The sequence below is a fragment of the Microcoleus sp. Pol8_D6 genome (assembly GCF_036700965.1).
Taxonomy (GTDB): Bacteria; Cyanobacteriota; Cyanobacteriia; order Cyanobacteriales; family Microcoleaceae; genus Microcoleus.
The window spans coordinates 58,697-82,568 of the sequence record NZ_JAUBPW010000010.1; the positions used below are offsets into that span (position 1 = coordinate 58,697).

The following is a 23,872-nucleotide window of genomic DNA, read 5'->3' on the forward strand; positions in this document are numbered from 1 at the left end:
CGACTGGTTTACAGAAACACTAAAAAAGTGATTCCTAGTGGATTTGTGTAAAACCGACGATCGCAAATCCGCTTAATTACCAAGCGCGAGCGTATTGAATTGGAGCAGGAACCGACTGACGTAGTTGCTTCGCAGCCCGCATCGGCCAATAAGGATCGCGCAGCATTTCTCTGGCAAGTAATACCATATCTGCTTGACCTGTACGGATGATGTGGTCAGCTTGGGCGGGTGCAGTAATCATACCAACGGCTCCGGTGGCGATGTTCGCTTCGCGTCGAATGCGATCGGCAAAAATAGTTTGATAACCTGCACCCGTCGGAATCTTTTCACCCGGTACAATTGCGCCTGAAGAACAATCGATTAAATCAACGCCCAGTGACTTTAATTTATCGCTGAGTGTAATACTTTGTTCAATGTCCCAACCATTTGGAACCCAATCGGTTGCAGAGATGCGGACCCAAAGCGGTGTTTGATCGGGCAAAACATTTCGTACCGCTTGTACGACTTCACATAAAAACCGGATGCGATGCTCAAAACTGCCACCATAGTAATCTGTTCGTTGATTGCTCAAGGGAGACAGAAATTCATGCAGTAGGTAGCCGTGAGCGGCATGAATCTCGATTACGTCAAATCCGGCTGCGAGAACGCGTTGGGCTGCATTCACAAAGAGTGTCGTCTGCTTCTGAATGTCTTCGATACTCAGAGCAATCGGGGCGGGGCTATCGGGTGCAAATGGAATGGCGCTAGGGGCGATCGAAGTCCATCCTCCCTGAGATTCCGAAAGCACATTGCCGCCATCCCACGGAAGTGCTGTACTGGCTTTTCGACCTGCATGAGCAAGTTGAATTCCCGCAACCGCACCGTTGCGGTGAATTAACTCGACGATTCGCGCCAACATTTCAATATGAGCATTGTCCCAGATTCCCAAATCTTGCGGCGTAATTCGTCCTTCAGGGTCGACTGCGGCTGCTTCAGTCATGACAAGCCCTGCTCCTCCTACGGCTCGACTGACGAGATGAACCAAATGCCAATCATTCGCGAATCCATCAACGCTTGAATATTGACACATGGGAGAAACTGCAATGCGATTTCGGAAGCTAACGCCACGTTGATCCAATGGCTCAAATAAATGCGACATGGTTGTAAACCCGTGATTTATAAAATGCTACAGATGTCAAGCACAGACTTTCTTGATGCTGGGAAGTTGACTGACTTCATTCCACCAAGTCCGCAGTTTCGGAGTTTGAGCGATCGTTGCTTCGTACTCTGGGGTCTGCGATAGGTAGGTGAAGACTGGAATTAGGTAAAAATCGGCAATGCTCAGTTCGTGACCGAGCAAATACGGGTGTCCTACAGTTAGGGACTCGATCGCCTCTAGTGCAGTTTTTACAGGTGCGATGGCAGCTTTGTCCAACCTACATCCGGAATGGACAAGTCATTTTGAGGTATCAAGAGCAACGACCAAATGACTTGTCTAAAACCTAAATCTTTATTGTTAGCAAAACCGGGGATTACTAGAAAAAGACACAAAAGTGCCTGAGTAATTATCCAGTATATCGGGTAAATCCGCAAGCAGGGCTTGAATAAATAAAAACGATTTTAACTAATCCTTTTTACCGATCGCAGATTTGTGAACCTACACCGTGATAAAACCGCTCAATACGAAAAAGTAATCAACACCACTTTATTCGGTCTGAAATTGATTAAAAAAAGTAACTTGATTTAATCTTACCGCGCTCATATCGTTGAGGTGAAACATTACCCTCAATCAAGGCGCAATGCCTCGCTCTACTTGCAAGAGGTTAAGCTTATTTTGAGGAGTGAAACTCTTTGGTATCAGAAAATACCTGGTTCTATAGTTGCAGTTGCCCTGACTCCCCAACTACATTCAACCCACTAAACATAATCAACACATTAGACACTATAATATAACTTTATACTTTTTTCATAAACTTGTGCAAGAAGACTTCCGACTGATCGTTGACTTAGTTCTAGTTCTCGCTGCTGCCGCAGCAGGAGGACTCTTTGCATCGCTATTGCGACAGCCGGTAATTCTCGGCTACCTCCTTGGAGGGATCGTAGTTGGGCCGGCCGGTTTGGGGCTGATTAAAGAATTAATTCAGGTAGACACCCTGGCTGAATTCGGGGTTGCCTTTCTGTTATTTGCCTTGGGAGTGGAATTTTCCTTCGCCGAACTCCAGAAAGTTAAAACCATTAGTTTGGGCGGGGGGGGCTTGCAAATTGTGCTGACAATCGCCATTACTACTGCAATTTCCTTGGCTGTAGGCTGGGTAGAATCGCCCGCTCAAGGCGTGTTTTTAGGAGCGATTCTGTCGCTTTCCTCGACCGCAGTTGTACTGAAATGCTTGATGGAGCGCAATGAAGGCGGTACTTCCCACGGTCAAGTCATGCTGGGAATATTAGTAGTTCAAGATTTGGCTTTGGGGCTAATGCTAGCAGTTTTGCCGGCACTGAATCAGCCAGCAGAAGCGATCGGCATGACGGTAGCGTGGGCCCTGCTACGGATCGGGTTATTTGCTGTCGGTGCTGTAGTCGCCGGCATTTGGATGGTACCGCAGTTGCTGCGATACCTCGCGCAAACAGAAAGCCGGGAACTGTTTTTGCTGGGAGTTGTGGTTTTGGCTTTAGGAATTGCACTACTGACAGAATATCTGGGTTTTTCGATCGAGATGGGCGCATTTGTGGCGGGTTTAATGATTTCGGAGGTGGAATATGCCGACCAAACTCTAACTTATGTCGAGCCTTTGCGAGATATTTTTGCATCCTTATTTTTTGTCACTATCGGGATGTTAATTGACCCGATGTTTCTGTGGAACCATCTAGAAGTAATTCTGGGACTGGTATTTATAGTATTTGTCGGCAAATTCTTGATTATAACGCCGATCGTCCGACTATTTGGCTATCCGCTAAAAACAGCATTGATCGCAGGTTTGGGCTTAGCTCAAATAGGAGAATTCTCCTTTGTACTCGCTAGTGCAGGCCAAGTTATGGGGCTGGTTTCGCGGGACGTTTACCTGTTAATTTTAGGAACGACAGCAGTCACCCTCGTGCTAACTCCGTTTGTATTGAGAAGCGTGCCGCAGTTATTGAAATGGGCGGAAAATTTCGGGCCTTTGCAGCGCTATTTTGACGAAACATCTCAACCTGTGGAAATAGCTGAAAGTTTGCCGGAACAAAATTATGTTGTGGTTTGTGGCTACGGGCGAGTCGGCAGAATTTTAGTCAAAATGCTGCAAAGCCGCAACTGTTCAGTTGTGGTAATCGATGAGTCAGAAAGTAGAATTCAAGAGTGCAGAATGCAAGGAATTCCTTACATTTACGGGAATGCTGCCAGCTTGCACGTATTGGAAGCCGCGCGAGTGGAACGGGCAAAAGCAATGGCGATCGCCCTTCCCGATCCCATGAGCACTCGCTTGTGTCTGAAGCGGGCTTTAGAATTAGTCCCGGATTTGGATATTGTGGTGCGGGCCAACCAAGATAAAGATATCGAACTGCTTTACCAACTGGGGGCCTGGGAAGTCGTGCAGCCGGAGTTTGAGGCGAGTTTAGAACTGTCCGCCCACTTGTTGGCTAGTATTGGGATCTCGGCAATGGCGATCGGGCGGGAAGTGCAGCAAATTCGCAGCAGCCGCTATCTGGAATTGCGCCCACCGCGCGAACCTTTGGCGGTTTCGCGGGATTTGAAAGTGGCAGTTCGAGATATGAACAGCGAGTGGTACAGCTTGCCGTCGGGTTCTCCCATTGCCAGCATGACTCTGGAAGAAACTAACCTGCGCCAGTTGACAGGCGTCAGTGTGATGGCGATCGTCCGCGAGAATGGTGAGGAAATTGATTATCCTAACGGCAAGACAGCTTTGCTGTCGGGCGATCGACTTTTTGTAGTGGGAGAACCAGAAGAACTCATCAGTTTTGAGTTGCTGGCGAAAGGGGAAGTTGCAGTGCCGCAGGGCGACAGTTCTTGCCAGTGGCTAAGGCTGCCAGCAAACAGCCCTTGGGCGGGCAAAAAACTGTCAGAGGTAGATGTGCTGACCCAGTACGGGGTGCAGGTGCGGGCGATCCGCCGGGAAGGGAAATTTACTCGCTGGCCCGACGGAAGTAGCAATTTGCAAGAAGGCGATCGTTTGCTGCTGTGCGGCGGCTTCTACGAGCTCGGCTTGATGCAGCGGACGGCCTCACCACCGGTGCCGCAACCTGCTTTAAAGGTGCCTTTGGTCAAGGCCCAAGTCATCGAAAAGCTGTTTAGCGATTAGGGAAGGAAGAAGGAAGAGGGAAGAGGGAAGAAGGAAGAGGGAAGAAGGAAGAAGGAAGAGGGAAGATTTGTTCCACTGTCTCCCTCTCCCCCTCCCCCACTCTCCCACTCTCCCACTCTCCCACTCTCCTCAGCCGTTGGGCTTGAGATAAGCAATGGCTGGTCGCGAGATCAGAATTTGTGTTTCTGAGGGATCGAGGAGGCAAATGCAGCTATTATCCTGCCAAAAAATTCTGCCAGCTACTAAGTCGCCGGTCAGGAGTTTGATCTCCACCTGTTGTTTGTCTTTGATGTAGCTTTGTATTAAGCGAACGCTGGGCAATCCGGTTTCAAATTCAGACATAGTTCAGAAAAATATAGTCAAATATTACCTTAAACCATATTCTTCTGTTTATACCGTTTAACCCTTACTGTCGCAACTACAAGCGCGTCTACGCGATGAGGCATAAACCCATTGGCGGTTCCTTTTCTACCGATATTCATTGAGGAATTGACATCAGCATTAATTAGATATCCCTGTAGAGTTATAAAAATTATATTTGTTGATATTTGACGAAAAAGGACTATAAATTGCATAAAGTTTTATAATACTGGGAAATCGGTAATTTGGTCATCAAATTATCTAATCAGTTTTAACCAAAAGAGGTTTGTTTTTATGCCGATCGAGTTTGCGAAGTATCACGGACTGGGAAATGATTTTATTCTGATTGACAACCGCCACTCGTCAGAACCGGCGATCACGCCAGAACAAGCTGTGGATTTGTGCGATCGACATTTCGGGATTGGCGCAGACGGTGTGATATTTGCTCTTCCGGGTCAAAACGACACTGATTATACGATGCGGATTTTTAATTCCGACGGTTCGGAACCGGAAATGTGCGGCAACGGGATTCGCTGTTTGGCTAAGTTTATCGCCGATTTGGAAGGGTCAGAGGCGAAAACTCAGTACCGCATCCACACTCTGGCTGGTGTGATTAGCCCGGAATTGCGATCGGACGGTCAGGTGAAGGTGGATATGGGGGTTCCCCGGCTGCTGGCGGCGGAAATTCCGACAACTTTGGCTGCAGCGGATGCCAAAGCTATTGATGTGCCGATCGAAGTTGCTGATAAATCTTGGTCTGTTACCTGCGTCAGCATGGGCAATCCTCACTGCATTACTTTTGTAGAGGATGTTTTGGCTGTTGCTTTAGAAACTGTCGGGCCTCAATTCGAGAACAACAAAGCATTCCCGCAGCGTACCAATACGGAATTTATTCAAGTGATACGTTCAGACTATGTAAAAATGCGGGTGTGGGAAAGAGGCGCGGGTGTTACTCTAGCTTGTGGGACTGGTGCTTGTGCTGCTGTGGTAGCTGGGGTGTTGGTAGGGAAGTGCGATCGGGTAACTGCGGTTGAACTCCCCGGTGGCGTTTTGGAAATCGAATGGGCAGAAGTTTCTGGGCGGATTTACATGACCGGGCCGGCACAGCGAGTATTTACTGGTTCTATGAGTGATTAGTCATTAGTGATTAATCATCAGTCATTAGTCATCAGTCATCAGTCATCAGTCAGAAGGTTTTTTTGGTGGAATTACCAAACAATAAAAATTATTGAATTCAAAATTTTTATTGAATTCTGACCAATGCCTTCCGCCTTCACAAGTTATTGGCTGCGGACTGAAGACTGAAGACTAATAACTAAGCCTGAAATCTAAAATCTAAAATCTAAAATCTAAAATCTAAAATTAACTAGGTGGGCTGGCATGGCTGGAGGTATTTATCTCATTCAGGACGACGACAGGCTGGTAGAAATGATGGAACAGCCCTACGACTCGGAAGACCAGTTACAAGATTTGCTAGTAACTTATCCTAATTTGATCGCGGGAGACCAAATCGATCGCGCGACGGCGCGCAGGTGGCTGTTAATTTCGCGGGAAGCTGCACCCAGCGATGAGGAAACAGCGGTACAGTGGTCGCTGGATCATTTGTTTCTCGACCAAAATGCCGTTCCTACTTTGGTGGATGTGCGGCGAACTCCTAATGCGGAACTGCGGCAAAAAGTTTTGGGTCAGTCGATCGACTATGCTGCTAATGCGTTGTTTTACTGGCCCATCGATTCAATTATTGCTCTGTTTGAAGCTAATTGTCGCGATCGGGGTCGCGATCCTGAACAGATTTTTGAAGAGTTTCTCGGTGCGGATGCTAATGAAGACCTATTTTGGCAGAAAGTTAAAACTAATTTGCAAGCGGGTAAAGTTCGCTTAGTGTTTGTAGCTGACGAGATTTCCGCTGAAATGCGCCGAGTGGTGGAATTTCTCAACGAACAAATGGACCCGGTTGAAGTTTTGGCGCTGGAAATTAAGCAGTATGTAAGTGAAGACGGTTTAAAAACGCTAGTTCCCAGAGTGCTCGGTCAGACAGCGGAAGCACAGCAGAAAAAATCCAGCGCAACGCGCGAAAGAAGGCGCTGGGATGAATCTTCATTTTTTGCAGAAATCCAAGCTAGACGGGGCGCGGACGAGGCGCAAATGGCAAGAGAAATTTACTTGTGGGCAAAAAGTCAAGAACCCGAAGTTCAAATCCAGTGGGGAACGGGGGACGCCTACGGCGGTTTCGCCGCTCAATTGCCTCAAAAGGGCAGAAAACCCTATCAGTTATTCACTGTAGATATTGCTGGCAGAATGGAGATTTCTGCTGATAATTATGGTTCCCAGCAGCCTTTTAATGCGGAACAAAATTGGCTGGAATTGAGAAGTAAGCTGAGTTCGATCGGTCTGTCGCTACCTACAGAACCGGGTGAGAGAAGGTCGCCGAGTCTGGCTTTGTTTACTTTGCAAGACGAATCCGCCCTCCAGCAAGTTATGGAAACTTTTGACTGGGTGATTGAGCAAATTCAAACGTTATAGTTATCAGTCATTTGTAGGGTGATATTTGGCGCAACTTATTTTTAGAGTGCGCCGAATATCACCGAAGAACGATCGGGAAGCCCCTGGTTTTAGCACTTTACCCTTATTAGCTGATTTCATTTGTCCTCAATCTTGATTACATAGTTATTAGTTGTTAGCTGTTAACTACTAACTAATGACCAATGACTAATGACTAATAATCATGACTATTGATAGCGAATGTTTGCTTGTTTCAAACGCCGCAATGCTTCTCCCAGCCGATCGCAATCTGCAATCAAACTAATTCTCACATATCCTTCGCCGCCCGGCCCAAAAGCATTCCCAGGAGTCACCACAACACCCGTTTGCTGCAAAACATTCAGGGCAAAATCAGTCGAACTCATGCCCGGAGTGCAGGGAACCCAAAGATACATTGCAGCCAGAGGTTTAGGAATATTCCACCCTAATTCTGCCAATCCTTCCACCATGAAATCCCGGCGAGTCCTGTAACGATTCTGCACTTCGTGCAAGTAACTATCCGGCAATTGCAGTGCTGTTTCTGCTGCTGTTTGCAAAGCGGAAAATATACCGTAATCTAGGTTAGTTTTTAAGGTCCGCAAACCTTGGATAATTTTGCTATTTCCTACTACAAAACCGACGCGCCAGCCGGCCATATTGTAGGTTTTGGACATGGTGTGAAATTCGACGCCGATTTCTTTACCGCCGGGAATTTCTAATAAACTTGTCGGTTGATAGCCATCAAAGGCTAATTCCGCATAACACAAATCGTGAACCAGCAAGATTTGATGCTTGTGCGCGAAAGCCACAATATCTTTGTAAAATTCGCGGGGTGCAGTCGCTCCTGTCGGATTGCTGGGATAATTGAAATAGAGTATTTTGGCTTGTTCGGCTACGCTGTCGGGAATGTCGGCTAAGTCAATTACCCAGTCGTTTTCTGGTTTAAGGATGATGTTGTGAACTTTTGCACCAGCGATGATTGGCCCGCGAAATAATACCGGATAAGCGGGACTTGGTACTAATATTACGTCCCCTGGATTGATATAGGCGATCGCAAAATGTGCTAAACCTTCTTTAGAACCCAACAAAGGCAATGCTTCGCTTTCTGGATCGAGTTCAACGTTGTAGCGGCGGCTGTACCATTTAGTAATAGTACGGCGGAAACTGGCAGTTCCTTCAAAGGGTGGATAGCCGTGATTTGCAGAATTTTGGATGGCTGCGACAGCGGCTTCTACTACTGGTTGAGGAGTGGCACCGTCGGGGTTTCCCATTCCTAAGTCTATTAAATCGAGTCCTTGTTCGCGGGCGCGGGCTTTGAGTTCGTCGAGACGGGCAAATACGTAGGGCGGTAGTTTTTGCAACCTGTCAGCAGGGCTAATCCAATCCAAGGTCATTTATTTTTTGTCAGTTGTCAGTTTTCCTGGTTTGTAGTAAGGACTTTCGTCCTTGCTAGCACAGCCTTTTCAGGACTTTAGTCCTTACTACAAACTGTTTTAATTCTTAATCTTTAATTCTCCCACAGGTGCGGTGGTAGAAACCATCGCTGCCATTAATTGTTGGGGAACAACTTTAAAAGGCAGTCGGTGGATGTCGGAATTGGGATTGCAGGCGATATCGGCGGCGCGCTGCAATTCGGTGATGGTAATGTCTCCGAGTCCGAGGTTGTCTAAAGTTTGGGGTAATCCAATCTCGGCGTAGAATTTTAGCAGTTGCTGTCTGGCGCTAGCGGCGAGTTGATTGTTTTGCAGCATTTCTTCTAACCGCAGTTGTACTAAAATGCCGTAGGCAACTTTTTCGCCGTGCAATGTGCCGTGACTTGCTAATAGATGAGTTAGGCCGTTGTGGACAGCGTGGGCGGCGACGGTGCGGCATTGGGCGCCGCCAATTCCGCCGATTACTCCTGCTAGCAATACGGCTGCATCTGTGACTTCTTGCCAGGTTTCGCTACCGGGTTCTTTGAGGGCGGCTGCTGATTTTTGGAATAAAATATCGCGCAGTATTCTAGCTTGTTGGACGGCGGAAATTATCAGGGTTTGTTCGGAGTGTCCGCTGCTGACTGAGGCTTCGTACCATTTGGCGATCGCATCTCCAATTCCTGCTACTAATGTGCGCTGCGGTGCGGTTTGAATTAAGCCGTAGTCGAGTATTAATAAGTCGGGACATCTGACTAATGTGACATCGTATTGGAATGCACCTTGTTCTGAATAAATGTTAGATAGGGCTGTCCAAGCGGCACAGGTGGCTGCTGATGTGGGTATGGTGACGATCGGGATTTTGCACTGATGGGCGACGAGTTTGGCTGCGTCTAAGGCTTTGCCGCCGCCTACACCGATGATGAAATCGGCTTGATGGGTTTGGGCTGCTGCGCGGAGGGTTTCGAGGCTGGTTTCGCTGCAATCCTTGCCGTATGCTGTTTCAGCGGATTTTAACTGCTGCTGTTCGAGGATTGGTTGCAGGTAGGGTTGGGCGGCGGCGAGGGAGTTGCTGCCGCCGACGATTAGCGGCCGCTTTCCGAAACGGGCGATCGCATCTCCGGCTTGGGTGATTGCCGATCGACCTCGCAATACACAGGCGGGAGCAATTGTCAAGGAATAAATTGCAGTTGGGGTGGCGGTTTTAGTGCTTTGGGTTTGAGTCATCGAACCACTGGATAAGTGACGAGAAGGTTGACGCTTTGCAGGATTGCTGGATTTTATAGGATAACTCTAACCCATGTTGGGCGATCGGGTAAGTTTTGTAAAGTTTTTATTAAGTATTGTTGGGCTGTTGGGGGATGGGAGAGGGGAGTTGAGGGGCGATCGCTATGATAAATTTAGGAATATAAGCAATTTCAAGGATAGGGCAATGCTGACTAAACAAGATTGGGACTGGTTAGCAGTGTGTTCTCATTATCAAACGGCTGTCACAGTCCAGACACTTCTCAAAGAAGGAAAATCTATGGAAGCAACGGCAGGTTTAGAATCTTTAATTGAAGCAATGGGAAGAACAGAAAAACGAGCGGTAAAAAGCCAGTTAATTCGTTTAATGCTTCATATTATTAAATGGAAATCTCAAGCTGAAAAAAGAACTGCTAGCTGGGCTATTAGTATTCGTTCGGAGCGGCGAGAGATTGAAGAAAGTCAAGAAGAAATGCCGAGTTTAAATCGTGATTTTATTGAGTCAATCTGGGAGAAATGTTTTCAAGTGGCGGTGAAAGATGCCGAGGATGAAATGGGTAAAAAATGTCAATTAACCTCACTTGCTTGGTCAGAAGTTTTTGAAGATGAATATACTTTGTCGGATGGCGCTTTAGAAGATGGAAATTTTGAGTAATGTGTGCGATCGCATTTTTTGGACTGACGCAGCCACCTGGTTTCTCAACCCAACCTGTTTAGTGATAGGGACTTACGCAGAACCTTTATCTGTTAAAATTGAGGCTTAACGTACAAATCCCAGACTCGTTTCACTTCTGCTGCATCCGCTTGAGAAATTTGCCCGATTTTCGCTAGCAACAAAGACTTTTCCAAACAATCTAATCTAGACAAGCGTACTGTTGAAGCAACGCGCAAACCGCTGACAGACCAATCATTAAGAAATACATCAGTTTGGCTGCGGGGTTTGGCAGAGGTGACGACTGCTGCTACCACATCCTCGCCATCCAACCACAGTAAAAGTATGGGGCGTTTTTTAGAACCTGCGCCGCTTGTAAAGGGAATATTTGCTACCCAAAAATCACCTGGTTCAATAGTCGTCATAGAGTCCTTCGTCTTCGGGTGCGTAGCCTTTCAAAAAAGCGTCGTGGCTGCGAGTAATAGCTGAGTGAATTAAATAGTCTTCGCCGTCTAGTAGCGAGGGATTGAGAGGCGGTGTTTCTGTGGGTGAAGGGCTAGATTCTGAACTTGCACTCAACTGCTTTGTCTGTTGTGCTTTGTACAAGAGGAATTGCACAAAATCGAGAACTTCCTCTTGTTTTTCTCTCGACAGAAGCCGCAAATTTTCGGACAGGGTTTGTTCGAGATTAATAGTTTGTTTCATGGAATTTTTACCTTCAGCTTTTTGAAATTGCTGCCTTGCCTAAATATTTTATAAAAACTCTCAAAAGATCATTTTTGATTCTAGCCACTCCCACAATATAACCGATCGAAGTTCTTCACCTCTTTGGTTTTAATCGTTGGAGGTGGGCTGCTTTTTCCGGCCAAACAAACCAGACATACTTAAACCAGTCACTAGCAAGCCAATCATTCCCAAGCCGTTCAAAATCGGGTAAATTGCTTGCAGGTGAAAGATTTCACCTGTATGAATTTGCAATAAAAATCTAGATGAAATTTCTATACCGAGCGGCCACTCTCGGACAATGGTTATGACCATTCCAGTCAAGACAGTCAGCGCGATCGGCAAAGCAACAATAAGGCCTAGAATGCGGTGGTACTTGCGAAATGCTCTCTTCATAGTGGTTGAAAGTTTGGGAATACTGAGGTTATATAAGGAGCCAGCGTTGAGTGCTTGTTTCTGAGTAACTGCGATCGCAAAACTCTCACAGGACTTACGCACTCCGACGCACAGAAACCGAATATTTTAACTTTTATTCAAGGTTTGAACCACTTACGGGGGTTAAAAAACTCGGTTTCTGCGTCTGAGACTTTAGAATTAAGCACTCACCATTGAAATTTAGGACTTAGGAATGCTACTGATAGTCTTTTCCAGCGACTGCAATTGAGTCAGCACTTGGTCTTTACTTGGCTGAGACTTTTTGAGCGCAGTCATCACTTTTTCTGTGGTATCCTCAACTGCATCGTAGCTTTTAGGAGCTTTAGCTTTGATACCGTCTTCTACTTTCTTCCAGGCATTCTCAAATTTGTCAAATTCGGTTTTGGCTTTGGCAAAGTTTCCAGCCTGAACTGCTGCTTTGGTACTGGAAACCACGCCACTCAATTCTGCATAGTTTCCCTGGGATGCTGCTTTCTCAGTTTTTACAGCAGTAGCAGCAGGAACCGGGGCGGGTGAAGTTGGGGGAGTGGAAGCTTCTTTAGCGCTGTCGCAACCAGCCAAAGCTATCAGGCTGATGGCACTAAGGACAAGGATTTGATGAAAATGAGCCATAAACAATCCTCACATAGATCGATACTAGAATCTATTGTGTCACAAAAAAAATCAGATCCATGGGGATAAATCAACATCCTGCGGGATAGTAAATTTTGAAGCTGGAAGTCGGCTGATAGTTTGGTAGGTTTGGGTTGAGGGAGGAAACGCCACTAGATGATGGTTTGCCACTGTTGACCTGAATCCAGTGCAACCCAAGCTACTGACTAACCTCTTGTGGGTTTTAGGTTCAGAAAGTTAATTCGGGCGACATTTCTGATTTTATGGAGGATAATTAACACAGATAATTAAGCTTATTACTAATTCTTGCACAACCGTTTCAGAAACTTTTCGGATACATCTGACAAATCGCTCAGTAGTTACACTCCGAACTTGCAAAACCTTCCCTGCTGAGTCTGCGTTTCACCAGTTTTCTTCTGTTAGCTGAATCAGAATCATGAAAGGGCGATTTTGAAATTTAGGTTGCCATGTAGCCACAAGAATTATAATGCGAATGGGGATAGAACTAAACATTTCCGAACTACTCACAAACGCAGGACGTGTTTTCTAAATTTCTTGTTGTCGGGTGAGGTAGAGTTGTACTAGCCAAATCTATCCTCCTTTGGAGTTAGCAGTCATATTGTCAGAGGTCTATGATGCAACGCCGACTCAACATCTTTTTGGGAGCATCCCAAATGTGCAAAAACATTCCTACCACTCTCTGAAAAACTCATTCTGCCGTTAATTTTTGGGGCAAGTTGCACATTTGGGATGCTCCCTCCTAACAACAACTTAAATTCGTTCCGTTGCAGCGGCGTTGTCAGACGGTGGGATGCTATGAAATTAAATTCCTGAAGTTGAAGAATGTAAAGGTTTTGCTATATATCGAGTACGCTCATAAATCTTTTGATATTTTTTAAATATTTCTCTATCCGAAACAACTTCAATCTGCTTGAGTTTACGATTCTCGTCAAGGCGGAATATAGCTAAACGCATATCATCAATAAGTATGAAACCTAAATTCAGAGGTTTTTCACAAATCTGAGGAAGTGATTCATACAGTTGCTTAACCTCAACATATGAAACATTTATTCCATACCTGCGATGATATTCAATGACCTCACTTAATTTTTGCAATTCACTCAATTCATCAATTACAAATATCCGATTTACATCAGCATGGTCAGTATCAATTTTGCTTTTGAGTGGAGACAGCAATCTTCTAGCATATTCTTGTGTCCATTCTTCTGGGTTAATATAGCTAAAAGCATAGAACTTATTATCTAAGTCATACATCAATTTTTTCCAAATACTGTATAGCTGCTCAGGAGGAAATGTCAGTGAGCCATAATGCACTATATTAATTAATTTGCAAGCGGATTCAATCTCATTTGAAAGACGATCAACTTTTTCATTTAATCTCAATATTTCTTCAGTTAATCTAAGTTGACGAATATCTTTTTTACTGCTTATAACAAGCCATATAACAGTTATTGAAGCCGTCAAAGAGATAAAGAATACTGCAAATGTAAGTAATTGAACGCTTGGACTGTTTGAAGTTATTCCAACTAAAACCGATCCTGTTGCAAAGATTAAAAGGATTCCAAATATAAACAAGTATTCGGGTTGAACTTTTAACCCTTGAATTATTTCTAGATGTACACTATTTTTTTCTGAATTATTAGTATCTGTAGGCATCTATTTAAATTGGCTTCTAGAAGATGATATTTTCAGTTAAATCATAACTTTTCAATTATGCTAGCGTCCAGTATTTACTTCGATTCAAACTTGTCTCACCCTCCAGTAATGTCTCATATCAAATTCCGTTAATAGGCAGCACTATCAAAATCGGATAATCCAAGATGGGCGTTAGCTGGAGCATTTCTATTGTGTGTGCCATCAAACGGATTTGATATCACAGGTGAATAAAGGTATAGCGAGAGTTTCCAAGTTTCTACAGCCCAATTATGAAAGCGATCGCACCCACTTCTCACCCATCCCTAAAGGTCATAGCTTGCCCATTCTGGGCTAACCACTGCTTACGATCGCACCAATCACTCACAATTTGCTCGACCCTATCGAGAACGCATGATTATGGTTCGGTTCAATCAAATGCACCCACTCGTGAGCCACCACATACTCTATCATGGTTCGCGGTAGCATCGCCACTCGCCACTGAAAATATAAATCTCCCTTGTGCCTGCAGGAACCCCAGCGATAGCCTAAATCTCGCACTTGCACCGAACGGGGAGAAGCTTCGATGTGTGAGAAAACAGCAGCAATTTGTGTATCTAAAATAGAGGAAAGGCGATCGCAATACCATCTAATAAACACTTCTATCCCCTCCGTCTGGGCTTCCCGCTGCAATTCAAAGCGACTTTAATAGAATGTCAAGGGTGGCTTTCCCTTGACTCCATCCACCAGTTTGAGTCGATACCTGCGTCCCAGATAGTAAAATCCTTCGCCTGATACATATTTTTTAGCAGCAGTGGGAGGATTGAGGGATTCTTTCTCGATCGGTTTGCTGTAAATCCATAAACGCTTATCGTTGACAACTTTTTTTAATATTTATATTGGCACTTCTGGGGGAGTTGCCAAAATTAATTTACCATCTCGTTCGATGGTGATCCCGATCGTGCGCCGTCTTTTTGTATTTTATCTTTTTGAAATTATATGCGATAGTTGTAGCCCTGTTCGGTGAGGAAGAGTTGGCGGTGTCGCGCAAAATCTTCCTCGTAAGTTTGTAGCGATACTAATGTATAAAAGCTGGCATTGTGTCCGTCGGGTTTGGGGCGGAGAATTCGTCCCAGGCGCTGCGCTTCTTCTTGGCTAGAACCATACTTTCCTGATACTTGAATTAACACATCGGCATCGGGTAAATCGACAGCAAAATTGCCCACGCGAGATAGAATTAATCCCGGAATCTCTTTGTGACGGAATGCTTCGTATAACCGATCGCGCTCAGCTTGTTTTGTCTTCCCCGTAATTAGAGGCAATTCGGTAATTTTGGCGATCGCATCCAACTGTTCCAGAAACTCACCGATAATTAAAAAAGGAGCGCATGAAGCGTTAACGGATGTAGAGTTAATAACAATTCGGGTTGATCGATGGGAGAATTTGAAGGAATATAACTTAGGGTGCATGGGAGCGCTATGCAGCTAACAGCGCTGGTAGATAACTCTTAACCGCTCGTAAGATGTGACAGTAAATTTCAGCCCAAGCCTAAAAACATGATATTGACCAAACGTAGTATTTTGTTGAGCGCTCTGGTATTAGTAGTGCTGGGAAGTTCAATTTTTCTAAATATTAGTCTCTACAGTCGAGCTAAACAGTTTTATCGCGAGCTCAATCAAACTCGTTTAGATCCTCTGGGATTGAGCGAATATCCTACAAATGTCAAGGAAGTTACTGATACAGCTCAAACTCGTGTGGTTTTCTTTGGTGACTCTAGAGCAGCTAGTTGGATATCGCCTAATATCAGTGAATATGAGTTCATTAACCGAGGAATTAGCTCTCAAACCTCAGTTCAGACGATCCAAAGATTTGCCGCTCATGTGCGCCCTCTAAAACCAAATTTAGTAATTATTCAGGTTGGTATTAACGATCTGAAAACCATTGGCTTGTTTCCCGAACGCAGAGATGCGATCATTGCCAATTGTCAAGCGAATATTAAGCGAATTGTAGAAGAATCTAGGAATCTAGGTGCAGTAGCAATCGTGACTACTATTTTCCCAGTAGGAGAAGTGCCACTACAGCGCAAGCCTTTTTGGTCTGATGAGATAAGTCCGGCTATTAAAGAAGTGAATGCCTACATCGCCACATTAGCTGGAGAAAAAACTATAGTGCTTGATACCTTCTCTATTCTTGCCGATAGTCAGGGCATGATGTTGCGGAAATACAGAGCAGATGAACTACACTTAAATGAACAGGGGTATGTGATTATCAACAAGCATCTGTCGCAACTACTCAATACAATGGGACGGAAAAAAGGACAGAATTAGGCTAGGGTATTAGCACATATTTTAGTTTAAGAATCTTGTGAAATGGGTTTACTTCTATGATTAGATATGAGTTTATCTGCTGCAGGGCGCTCGCCATTGTACGATTTAAGATTTGAGATTGCTTGTATCACCAAAGTTTAGATATTGCTTGCAGTTGCAGTCTTTTTGGAACTGGGATTAATTTGAGATTTAACCCCAAAGTGTGAGATAATTCTTTACAATCGTGACTTGTGCTTTCCGGCGCCAGCGAACCCGGTAAAGCAGCAGTGGCAGTCAGCGCTGTTACAAAAAAATTGTGCGTGCAATTCCTAATTATCACAAACCAGACAATATGACCCAAAAGCCAACCACAACCTATCGCACCGAAAGCGACTCGATGGGAGAAAAACAAATCCCATCTAATGTCTACTACGGCATCCAAACCCTGCGCGCAGTTGAAAATTTCCCGATTAGCGGCATTAAGCCTTTATCAACATACGTTGATGCTTGTATTTTAATTAAAAAAGCAACGGCGATCGCCAATGGCGAACTCGGCTGCATTCCCCAAGATATCAGTCAAGCAATTGTCCAAGCAGCAGATGAAATCCTAGCTGGCAAATTGCGCGATCAGTTTGTAGTTGATGTCTACCAAGCCGGCGCCGGAACTTCTCACCACATGAATGTTAATGAAGTTCTTTCCAATCGCGCTTTGGAAATTATGGGCGATGAAAAAGGCAACTACAAGCGCCTCAGTCCTAACGACCATGTAAACTACGGTCAATCAACAAATGATGTGATTCCGACGGCGATTCGGATCGGCGGATTGTTGGCGTTAGAAAAAACTTTGTTTCCGGCTTTGTCGGAGGCCGTAGTCGCCCTAGAAAACAAAGCCGAAGAATTTAAAGATATTGTTAAATCCGGCCGCACTCACCTGCAAGATGCTGTGCCGGTTCGACTCGGCGATACCTTCGGCGCTTGGGCGCAAATTCTGAAAGAACATACCTTGAGAATTGACAGGGCATCCGATGATTTGACATCTCTGGGATTGGGGGGAAGTGCGGCCGGAACCGGGTTAAATACTCACCCAGAATACTGTCAAAAAGTTGCTGAAATTCTCTCCGAATTAATCGACCAACCCCTGAAACCAGCAAAGCATTTAATGGCAGCTATGCAGAGTATGGCACCGTTTGTAAATGTGTCTGGTGCACTGCGAAATCTCGCTCAGGATTGCGTTAAAATCTCCCATGACTTGCGTTTGATGGACTCCGGGCCGAAAACGGGTTTGAAAGAAATTCAACTGCCTCCTGTGCAACCTGGTTCGTCAATTATGCCGGGAAAATACAATCCTGTGATGGCAGAAATGACATCGATGGTTTGTTTTCAAGTTATGGGTTACGATAGCGCGATCGCCCTGGCCGCCCAAGCGGGACAATTAGAATTAAACGTGATGATGCCCCTGATTGCCTACAATCTCATTCACAGCATCGAAATTTTAGGCAATACCATCAGCGCCCTGACTACACAATGCCTCGCCAAAATTGAAGCTAAGGGCGATCGATGTCTCGCTTATGCTGAAGGTAGTCTCGCCCTCGTTACCGCCCTCAACACTCACATCGGCTATCTCAACGCCGCCGCTGTCGCCAAAGAATCTCTAGAAACCGGCAAATCTTTGCGGCAAATTGTGCTAGAACGGGGTTTAATGAGTGCAGAAGACTTGGCAAAAGTTCTAGATTTAGAGAAAATGAGTGCGATGCCAACATCTTCTGCTAACGTATAGGCGATCGTAGAAATCAGCTAGAAACTAGAAGGCTGAACTCGATTTAATTCTGCCTTCTGCGTTCTGAGTTCTGCCCGATCGCTGTCACAGGTTAAAGTTAAACAATTCAGAATTAATTTTTTTTAGATTTAATTCTGATTTTTTTATAGTCTAAAGTTGGGGAGCAAAATTTATGCGCGCAGGTTCTTTTGCCAAATTAACTCAAGATAAAGAGAACACAACTCAAGTGACATTTCATTATGTGGAAGGTCAGGCTGAAACTTTCACTATTCCGATGCCTGCACAAGAATTCCAAGAGGAAGTGCTGACTTTGTTAAATCAACCTTGGTTGACTTTCCATTTAGCCGATCAAACGGTTTTTATCTGCACAGCCAGGGTGGTAAAAGTAGAAGTAAAACCTGCTATCCCTGAACTGCAAGGTCAAGGAATATTCTCTAACTCACTGCGAGTTAGTACCATGCAGCGGGCTGCTGTTGGTAGATTGCCGATGAATAGTTAGGGTTCATTTGTATTGAGATGATTCTGGGTAACGCAGGCGCAGATCACCCTGCTTAGGGTGTTCCGTGCCTGCGTTACATTAAGATTATTCCCCCATCGATAACCAATTACAAATTAATTCATAATTATGTCTGCTGTTAGTTTAGTTCAGGCCAACTCATACGATCGCCAAATCTTGCAAGTATCTTTAGAAAGTTTGCTGGCACCCTTGGGCGGAATCTCGGCTTTTGTCAAATCGGGCGATCGGGTTTTACTCAAACCCAATCTCCTCACCGGTTCTCGCCCTACAAAAGAATGCGTCACCCGCCCAGAATTGGTTTACTGCGTCGCTAAAATGGTCATTGAAGCCGGAGGAAAACCATTTTTAGGCGATAGTCCAGCTTTTGGTAGCGCTATGGGTGTAGCCAAAGCAAACGGTTATTTGCCACTGTTGGAAGAACTGAATTTGCCAGTAGTTGAGTTTCAAGGAAAACGCTACGAAACTGTCAGCGAAGATTTCAATCATCTGCGAATTTGCAAAGAAGCAATGGAAGCGGATGTAGTGATTAATTTGCCCAAACTCAAATCTCACGTTCAATTAACCGTGACAATGGGCGTGAAAAACTTGTTCGGCTGCGTCCCCGGCAAAATGAAGGCTTGGTGGCACATGGAAGCTGGCAAAGATAGCGCCAGATTCGGTGAAATGCTGGTAGAAACGGCCCGGGCGATTAACCCAAATTTGACGATTTTGGATGGCATTATCGGTCACGAAGGTAACGGGCCAAGCGGCGGCGAACCTAAATTTTTGGGAATTTTGGCCGCGTCTGATGATGTGTTTGCTTTGGACAGAACTTTAGTTGAAATTATTAATGCTGATCCGGCGGCGGTTCCCACTGTAGCTGCGGCGATGAGATTAGGACTGTGCTCGAATTTAGAGGATCTTGATTTTCCGCTGTTGCAGCCGGAAAATCTCAAGGTTTTGGATTGGAAGTTGCCGGAAAACATGATGCCGATCGACTTTGGTATGCCCCGCGTGATTAAGTCTACTTTCAGGCATTTTTATATCCGGTTTATCAAAGAACGGATGGGGGCTTACGCCGATCGATAGGAGGCATTCGCTACAAATTCATAAAAATGCGCGCTTGTCAATCAGCTCTTGTGCTGAAGATTAAAGAAAAGTTTGGCTTCCCAACTCAATTGGGAGCTAAATTTTCAGATCAAGGAACAGTAGCGGGCGCAACATTTGCGCCCACCGATATATGAAATGGCAAATTTTATACTTCGCTTTCGCAAAAGATTTCAGCAATATTATTGAGGTACAAATGCAAGAAAGTTTTTATTGGTCTTGCTCGCAGCCTACATCGCTACCCAGTTTTATAACTTAATTTATACTTGAAGTATTGCTGAATTCGTAAATATATGAAAACTTATTCACATCCCGATCGCGGAATGTGAAGTTTTTTTATGCACAGTGACAAAGCAAGTTAAATGGGTTAGCTTAAATTCGATGTAAGCTGAAAACCACGCCCCAGCAATCGTGTTTCCGAAACCTAATATTTTTTGGGCAGTCATCTGCTGTATTTCGGATTCTGCAATTGTTAATCGCACATAATTGATTTCTGGATTTGACATCCAACACGAGTGGTTATTAGTACGTCAAGTACCTAAATAATGAAAACTCCAATGCAAAGTCAAACGTCCTTAAGCCCTACCGTCGTCTGCCCGATATCGGGAGAGAGTATGAAACCGTGGCTATTCATACCCGGTGATTGGCGCAGACCTGCAAACAAAGAGTCATTTCAATTGTATTGGTGCGAAAAGTCACAACTTGGATGCATTCATCCTCTACCCGATCTCAACACAATCGCCAGCTTCTACGACATCGATGAGTATTATACTCATCATATAGACTTTACAGGCTTCGTATCGGACTCTTCTATTTCCTTCTTCGATAAATTGCGTACCCATCTAGCTTGGCGTTTTGATCGCGGAGTAGATGTCACAAGTAAATGGTGGAAGCAACAGTTCGGGACTGCTTCCTGCTCGATATTAGAAATCGGTTGCGCCAACGGGCACCTGCTGCAAGAATTGCAAGCAGATGGTCACCAAGTCTGGGGTGTAGAACCCGATCGACAAGCTTTGGTTTTGGCCCAACAGCGAGGTCTTGATGTATTTTATGGTACTGCTGAATCTTTGCCCCCGGAAGTCAAGTCTAGACAGTACGACATAATTGTGATGAACCACGTACTCGAACATACCAGAGATCCTTTACTTGCACTCCGCAATGCCATGCAATTGCTCGTTGATGGTGGCAAATTGGTAATGGAAGTACCAAATAACTCTTGTATTGGGCTGAAGTCATCAGGGATTGCATGGATGCATCTAGATGTACCAAGGCATTTGTATTTCTTCACACCGCAGAGCTTCCGCGCTATCTGTGAAAAAGGGGGATTTGAGATAATTTCTACTGAGTTTAATGGCTACTATCGCCAATTTGCCAACAGTTGGATCGATGATGAAAGAAAAATTTTCAGTGTGTTCGATTCAATGGCATCTCATCAGATAGTAAAGCTCCAAGAAAACAGTAAATTCCAAGCTTGGAAGCTACTGCTGACAACAATTGTTGCTGCTGATGAAAACAAGTACGATTCGATCCGGATTGTGGCACAAAAGCCATAGCCAAATCGAGGTAGGGGCAATAAACTTTTGGTTTGATTATCAAGTTTGGTTATACACTCACACTACTTTTGTGATCCCCTGCGATCATCGCCCATGGCAGGATTACAGTCAAACCAAATGCGACTATTGACCCAGCAATCCAACTGACTCGATCAAAACTGAGGCACAAACTTTGTATGTAATGTGTGCAGTCCGCACCTTACCACATAGATAATTTAAAAATTGTTTTCTGGCGTAAGCTCGTTTCCGGTTGCATCGGAATCATATATTTGGATCATGTCATATCATGTCCGGTCGTGCGACCGCGATTGTTGTAGGGGATCCCCTCACAAACAATACCTGCCAATAATTGACAATCTCAAAAACCCGCCCCGACCGGGATATTATGGTTAATCGCTCGGACATGATATCAGTGGGGGCTTAAGAGTTTGCTACCCAAATCGCGAGTTCTTAAGCTCCCACTATACTTCGGATGCTACCGGATTTGATATCAATTTTATTGAATAAGCTGTCGCGCATTTAAATTGTATATTCAGGGCGGGCGGGACGCCCACCCCACAAGACTTTAATTTTTTTACAGACAATTTAAATGCCGGAACAGCTTATGCGATCGCAGTTGCACCTCAAAACGATTAGTTACGATGTGTTTGCTTTTTAAATTTTTTCTTGTGAGCACCCATAATTCACAAGAAACTTTTAAATTTCAACCATATAATACTTCTTCTACAGGCGGCGTCGCGTCTGTGGGGTCGAACTGTTTGATTTTCAAAGCTTGTAGTAAAAACAACCAGATATAAAGCGGATTCAAAAAAACATACCGCTGCCAAAGACGCCGAGGTTCCTTCATCATCCGAAACAGCCATTCCAAACCTATTTTAGATAAAAAGTCAGGAGATTTAGCCAAATTACCCGCATGAAAATCGTAAGCAGCACCTACAGCAATCAACGGCATTGATAAGTCGTCCCGGTATTCGTAAGCCCAGACTTCTTGCCGGGGACACCCCAAACCGACAAACGTAATTGCTGCACCGCTGTTGCGAATTTCCTGTGCAATTTCTTGTTTCTCCTGGGGCGAAACGTGCCTAAATTTAGAAGGCTGAGTTCCAGCAATAATTAACTTGGGAAAACGCTGGCAGAGATTGCGAGATAAAGCTTCTAGTACAGAAGCTTGAGAGCCGTACAAATAGATAGGCAATCCTTCTTCTGCCGCACGTTCGCAGATTTGTAACATCGCATTCGGCCCGCAAACTCGATCGGGCAATTCCGTATGGTATAGCCAATTTAACGCCCACCTGACCGGCTGTCCGTCTGGCAATACTAAGTCAATGTGATTAATCCGATAACGATGAGTGCTGTCTAGAACCCCAGTCATTACCCCGTGAACCGCTAAAGCAGAAACTGACATTGGTTTTCCGGCGCTGGCTGCTGCAATAATTTTGCTAACAGCCGCTTCATAATTAACGGCATTTACTAATATGCCCAGTACATTCTTTTTCCCTTTATCAATCATGGAGCACCTCTTGAAGTCAACGCTCGCAGTTACACTCATAAATCTCCCCTAAGATTTGTTTAACTTTGTATTCTTCAATCGTTTACCGAAATTCCCAGCACATTCTTTTTGCCCCGCTCAATCATTGGCATCTTCTTTCAGCCAACGCTCGCGGTTACATTCATAAATCTCCTGTAGAATTTGTTTAACGTTATATTTCATTTTCCAGTTGGGATAGTGACTGGAAAATTTTGAATTGTCGCTAATCCACCAAATGTGATCCCCAATGCGATTCCCTTCAGCATAAGTCCAATTAAACTTGCGTTCCGCAATTGCCTCGCACATCTGGATAGCTTCTAACATCGAACAATTGCTGTACCTGCCTCCTCCTGTATTATAAACTTGGGCGCTTTTGGGAGCTTTATAAAATTCATAAAATGCCGAAATTAAATCAGCGCTATGAATGTTATCGCGAACTTGCTTGCCTTTGTAGCCAAACACGGTGTAGGGAGTTCCCGTGACAGCACACTTCATCAAGTAGGCGAGGAAGCCGTGCAATTGAGCTCCAGAGTGATTTGGACCCGTCAAACAGCCGCCGCGAAAACAAGCGGTGTTCATATTAAAATATCGACCGTATTCTTGAACTAAAATGTCAGCAGCTACCTTAGAAGCACCAAACAAACTGTGCAGGCACTGATCAATTGACATATCTTCTCGAATGCCGCTTTCGTAAGTATGGCCTGGTTCAATTTCCCACCTGTGTTCTAATTCAATTAAAGGCAAACTGTTAGGCGTATCGCCGTATACTTTATTGGTAGAAGTGAAAATGAAAACCGCTTTAGGACAGTACAAGCGAGTTACTTCTAGAAGGTTGAGAGTGCCGTTGGCATTGACGGTAAAGTCTATTTTCGGAGCACGGGAAGCCCAATCATGGCTGGGCTGGGCTGCTGTGTGAATTACTAATTCGATCGACTCGCCGTACCGCTGAAAGATATTGGTAATCGCTTCATAGTCGCGAATGTCCACATCTAAGTGATAATACTTGGTACCCAAAGACTTTTCGAGCAGTTGGCGGTTCCAGTTTGTAGAACCATCAGCACCAAAAAAGAACTGGCGCATATTATTGTCGATGCCAACTATATCTAAGCCTTGTTTGGCAAAGAACTTACACGCCTCAGAACCAATTAAACCCGCCGAGCCAGTAATGATTGCAACGCCCACGTTTCACCGCCTGAAAAAATATAGTTTTCTTTGTTTTGCC

At 44.8% G+C, this 23,872-nt stretch carries 23 protein-coding genes and 1 pseudogene; 9 read left to right on the forward strand and 15 right to left on the reverse strand.

All coding sequences use genetic code 11. The annotated features are described in order from the left end of the window. Positions 1-76: 76 nt before the first annotated feature. Both QUA10_RS06570 and QUA10_RS06575 read right to left on the reverse strand, forming a co-directional pair. Complete coding sequence (locus tag QUA10_RS06570) at positions 77-1,138, reverse strand: NADH:flavin oxidoreductase/NADH oxidase (protein WP_333081761.1); 1,062 nt, start codon at positions 1,136-1,138, stop codon at positions 77-79. Between the two features lie 36 nt (positions 1,139-1,174). Beyond that, positions 1,175-1,414, reverse strand: a complete 240-nt coding sequence (locus QUA10_RS06575) for a glutathione S-transferase domain-containing protein (protein ID WP_333081759.1) — start codon at positions 1,412-1,414, stop codon at positions 1,175-1,177. Positions 1,415-1,955: 541 nt separating this feature from the next. Here QUA10_RS06575 and QUA10_RS06580 point away from each other — a divergent pair. Further along, complete coding sequence (locus tag QUA10_RS06580) at positions 1,956-4,271, forward strand: cation:proton antiporter domain-containing protein (RefSeq protein WP_333081758.1); 2,316 nt, start codon at positions 1,956-1,958, stop codon at positions 4,269-4,271. A 129-nt stretch (positions 4,272-4,400) separates the two neighbouring features. Here the strand turns inward: QUA10_RS06580 and QUA10_RS06585 are convergent, their stop codons facing one another. Further along, positions 4,401-4,613 carry an Hfq-related RNA-binding protein gene (locus QUA10_RS06585; RefSeq protein ID WP_333057289.1) on the reverse strand — a complete coding sequence of 71 codons (213 nt, stop codon included), beginning with the start codon at positions 4,611-4,613 and terminating at the stop codon, positions 4,401-4,403. 312 nt (positions 4,614-4,925) lie between these two features. On the opposite strand from QUA10_RS06585, the gene dapF reads away from it, so the two are divergent. Together dapF and QUA10_RS06595 are read left to right on the forward strand one after the other, a co-directional pair. Then, positions 4,926-5,768 (forward strand): diaminopimelate epimerase, encoded by an 843-nt coding sequence (dapF, locus tag QUA10_RS06590; RefSeq protein ID WP_333081757.1) that lies wholly within the window; start codon positions 4,926-4,928, stop codon positions 5,766-5,768. 243 nt (positions 5,769-6,011) lie between these two features. Then, entirely contained in the window at positions 6,012-7,154 is a 1,143-nt protein-coding gene (locus QUA10_RS06595; protein ID WP_333081756.1) for a hypothetical protein, read from the forward strand. Positions 7,155-7,360: 206 nt separating this feature from the next. On the opposite strand, the gene QUA10_RS06600 is transcribed toward QUA10_RS06595, so the two are convergent. Both QUA10_RS06600 and QUA10_RS06605 read right to left on the reverse strand, forming a co-directional pair. Continuing rightward, positions 7,361-8,545, reverse strand: coding sequence for an aspartate aminotransferase (locus QUA10_RS06600; RefSeq protein WP_333081755.1), 1,185 nt, complete (start codon positions 8,543-8,545; stop codon positions 7,361-7,363). A gap of 99 nt (positions 8,546-8,644) precedes the next feature. Next, positions 8,645-9,790 (reverse strand): iron-containing alcohol dehydrogenase family protein, encoded by a 1,146-nt coding sequence (locus QUA10_RS06605; protein WP_333081754.1) that lies wholly within the window; start codon positions 9,788-9,790, stop codon positions 8,645-8,647. A gap of 73 nt (positions 9,791-9,863) precedes the next feature. Here QUA10_RS06605 and QUA10_RS06610 point away from each other — a divergent pair, with 73 nt between their 5' ends. Beyond that, positions 9,864-10,463 carry a DUF29 domain-containing protein gene (locus QUA10_RS06610; protein ID WP_333081751.1) on the forward strand — a complete coding sequence of 200 codons (600 nt, stop codon included), beginning with the start codon at positions 9,864-9,866 and terminating at the stop codon, positions 10,461-10,463. A gap of 92 nt (positions 10,464-10,555) precedes the next feature. Here QUA10_RS06610 and QUA10_RS06615 read toward each other — a convergent pair whose 3' ends face one another. The 7 genes and pseudogenes from QUA10_RS06615 to QUA10_RS06645 all read right to left on the reverse strand — a co-directional run bounded on the left by QUA10_RS06615 (position 10,556) and on the right by QUA10_RS06645 (position 15,352). Further along, positions 10,556-10,885, reverse strand: a complete 330-nt coding sequence (locus QUA10_RS06615) for a type II toxin-antitoxin system PemK/MazF family toxin (RefSeq protein WP_333081750.1) — start codon at positions 10,883-10,885, stop codon at positions 10,556-10,558. After that, entirely contained in the window at positions 10,872-11,165 is a 294-nt protein-coding gene (locus tag QUA10_RS06620; protein WP_333081748.1) for a hypothetical protein, read from the reverse strand. The genes QUA10_RS06615 and QUA10_RS06620 overlap by 14 nt, the downstream gene beginning before the upstream one ends. A gap of 129 nt (positions 11,166-11,294) precedes the next feature. After that, the gene (locus QUA10_RS06625) at positions 11,295-11,579 is read right to left on the reverse strand and encodes a peptidase (RefSeq protein ID WP_333086204.1); all 285 of its coding nucleotides are present in this window, start codon (positions 11,577-11,579) and stop codon (positions 11,295-11,297) included. Between the two features lie 219 nt (positions 11,580-11,798). Then, a complete protein-coding gene (locus QUA10_RS06630) occupies positions 11,799-12,230 on the reverse strand; it encodes a hypothetical protein (protein ID WP_333081745.1) in 432 nt (143 codons plus the stop codon). Positions 12,231-13,052: 822 nt separating this feature from the next. Continuing rightward, positions 13,053-13,907, reverse strand: a complete 855-nt coding sequence (locus QUA10_RS06635; protein WP_333081743.1) for a hypothetical protein — start codon at positions 13,905-13,907, stop codon at positions 13,053-13,055. A 360-nt stretch (positions 13,908-14,267) separates the two neighbouring features. Next, positions 14,268-14,777, reverse strand: a pseudogene (locus QUA10_RS06640) (YgjP-like metallopeptidase domain-containing protein). A 101-nt stretch (positions 14,778-14,878) separates the two neighbouring features. Further along, positions 14,879-15,352 carry a helicase-related protein gene (locus QUA10_RS06645; protein WP_333081741.1) on the reverse strand — a complete coding sequence of 158 codons (474 nt, stop codon included), beginning with the start codon at positions 15,350-15,352 and terminating at the stop codon, positions 14,879-14,881. A gap of 87 nt (positions 15,353-15,439) precedes the next feature. Between QUA10_RS06645 and QUA10_RS06650 the strand changes: the two genes are divergently transcribed. From QUA10_RS06650 to QUA10_RS06665, 4 genes are all read left to right on the forward strand, one after another. Further along, on the forward strand, positions 15,440-16,210 hold the full coding sequence (locus QUA10_RS06650) for an SGNH/GDSL hydrolase family protein (RefSeq protein ID WP_333081740.1): 771 nt from the start codon (positions 15,440-15,442) through the stop codon (positions 16,208-16,210). A 331-nt stretch (positions 16,211-16,541) separates the two neighbouring features. Further along, on the forward strand, positions 16,542-17,966 hold the full coding sequence (locus QUA10_RS06655) for an aspartate ammonia-lyase (protein ID WP_333081813.1): 1,425 nt from the start codon (positions 16,542-16,544) through the stop codon (positions 17,964-17,966). Between the two features lie 172 nt (positions 17,967-18,138). Next, positions 18,139-18,465: a hypothetical protein gene (locus tag QUA10_RS06660; protein ID WP_333081738.1), complete on the forward strand. Its 327-nt coding sequence runs from the start codon at positions 18,139-18,141 to the stop codon at positions 18,463-18,465. A gap of 126 nt (positions 18,466-18,591) precedes the next feature. Further along, a complete protein-coding gene (locus QUA10_RS06665) occupies positions 18,592-19,551 on the forward strand; it encodes a DUF362 domain-containing protein (protein ID WP_333081736.1) in 960 nt (319 codons plus the stop codon). Between the two features lie 323 nt (positions 19,552-19,874). On the opposite strand, the gene QUA10_RS06670 is transcribed toward QUA10_RS06665, so the two are convergent. Further along, positions 19,875-20,075, reverse strand: coding sequence for a hypothetical protein (locus tag QUA10_RS06670; RefSeq protein ID WP_333086205.1), 201 nt, complete (start codon positions 20,073-20,075; stop codon positions 19,875-19,877). Between the two features lie 108 nt (positions 20,076-20,183). On the opposite strand from QUA10_RS06670, the gene QUA10_RS06675 reads away from it, so the two are divergent. Further along, positions 20,184-21,122: a class I SAM-dependent methyltransferase gene (locus QUA10_RS06675; RefSeq protein WP_333081734.1), complete on the forward strand. Its 939-nt coding sequence runs from the start codon at positions 20,184-20,186 to the stop codon at positions 21,120-21,122. Positions 21,123-21,825: 703 nt separating this feature from the next. Here QUA10_RS06675 and QUA10_RS06680 read toward each other — a convergent pair. After that, on the reverse strand, positions 21,826-22,632 hold the full coding sequence (locus tag QUA10_RS06680) for a WecB/TagA/CpsF family glycosyltransferase (RefSeq protein ID WP_333086206.1): 807 nt from the start codon (positions 22,630-22,632) through the stop codon (positions 21,826-21,828). 117 nt (positions 22,633-22,749) lie between these two features. Then, a complete protein-coding gene (locus QUA10_RS06685) occupies positions 22,750-23,832 on the reverse strand; it encodes an NAD-dependent epimerase/dehydratase family protein (RefSeq protein WP_333081732.1) in 1,083 nt (360 codons plus the stop codon). Between the last annotated feature and the right edge of the window lie 40 nt (positions 23,833-23,872).

Coding starts and splice junctions, on each gene's coding strand:
- QUA10_RS06615 (WP_333081750.1), bottom strand. CDS start 10,885: ATGACGACTATTGAACCAGGTGATTTTTGGGTAGCAAATATTCCCTTT.
- QUA10_RS06635 (WP_333081743.1), bottom strand. CDS start 13,907: ATGCCTACAGATACTAATAATTCAGAAAAAAATAGTGTACATCTAGAA.
- QUA10_RS06600 (WP_333081755.1), bottom strand. CDS start 8,545: ATGACCTTGGATTGGATTAGCCCTGCTGACAGGTTGCAAAAACTACCG.
- dapF (WP_333081757.1), top strand. CDS start 4,926: ATGCCGATCGAGTTTGCGAAGTATCACGGACTGGGAAATGATTTTATT.
- QUA10_RS06680 (WP_333086206.1), bottom strand. CDS start 22,632: ATGATTGATAAAGGGAAAAAGAATGTACTGGGCATATTAGTAAATGCC.
- QUA10_RS06595 (WP_333081756.1), top strand. CDS start 6,012: ATGGCTGGAGGTATTTATCTCATTCAGGACGACGACAGGCTGGTAGAA.
- QUA10_RS06570 (WP_333081761.1), bottom strand. CDS start 1,138: ATGTCGCATTTATTTGAGCCATTGGATCAACGTGGCGTTAGCTTCCGA.
- QUA10_RS06585 (WP_333057289.1), bottom strand. CDS start 4,613: ATGTCTGAATTTGAAACCGGATTGCCCAGCGTTCGCTTAATACAAAGC.
- QUA10_RS06625 (WP_333086204.1), bottom strand. CDS start 11,579: ATGAAGAGAGCATTTCGCAAGTACCACCGCATTCTAGGCCTTATTGTT.
- QUA10_RS06610 (WP_333081751.1), top strand. CDS start 9,864: ATGTTGGGCGATCGGGTAAGTTTTGTAAAGTTTTTATTAAGTATTGTT.
- QUA10_RS06655 (WP_333081813.1), top strand. CDS start 16,542: ATGACCCAAAAGCCAACCACAACCTATCGCACCGAAAGCGACTCGATG.
- QUA10_RS06670 (WP_333086205.1), bottom strand. CDS start 20,075: ATGTCAAATCCAGAAATCAATTATGTGCGATTAACAATTGCAGAATCC.
- QUA10_RS06675 (WP_333081734.1), top strand. CDS start 20,184: ATGAAACCGTGGCTATTCATACCCGGTGATTGGCGCAGACCTGCAAAC.
- QUA10_RS06650 (WP_333081740.1), top strand. CDS start 15,440: ATGATATTGACCAAACGTAGTATTTTGTTGAGCGCTCTGGTATTAGTA.
- QUA10_RS06630 (WP_333081745.1), bottom strand. CDS start 12,230: ATGGCTCATTTTCATCAAATCCTTGTCCTTAGTGCCATCAGCCTGATA.
- QUA10_RS06620 (WP_333081748.1), bottom strand. CDS start 11,165: ATGAAACAAACTATTAATCTCGAACAAACCCTGTCCGAAAATTTGCGG.
- QUA10_RS06645 (WP_333081741.1), bottom strand. CDS start 15,352: ATGCACCCTAAGTTATATTCCTTCAAATTCTCCCATCGATCAACCCGA.
- QUA10_RS06605 (WP_333081754.1), bottom strand. CDS start 9,790: ATGACTCAAACCCAAAGCACTAAAACCGCCACCCCAACTGCAATTTAT.
- QUA10_RS06665 (WP_333081736.1), top strand. CDS start 18,592: ATGTCTGCTGTTAGTTTAGTTCAGGCCAACTCATACGATCGCCAAATC.
- QUA10_RS06660 (WP_333081738.1), top strand. CDS start 18,139: ATGCGCGCAGGTTCTTTTGCCAAATTAACTCAAGATAAAGAGAACACA.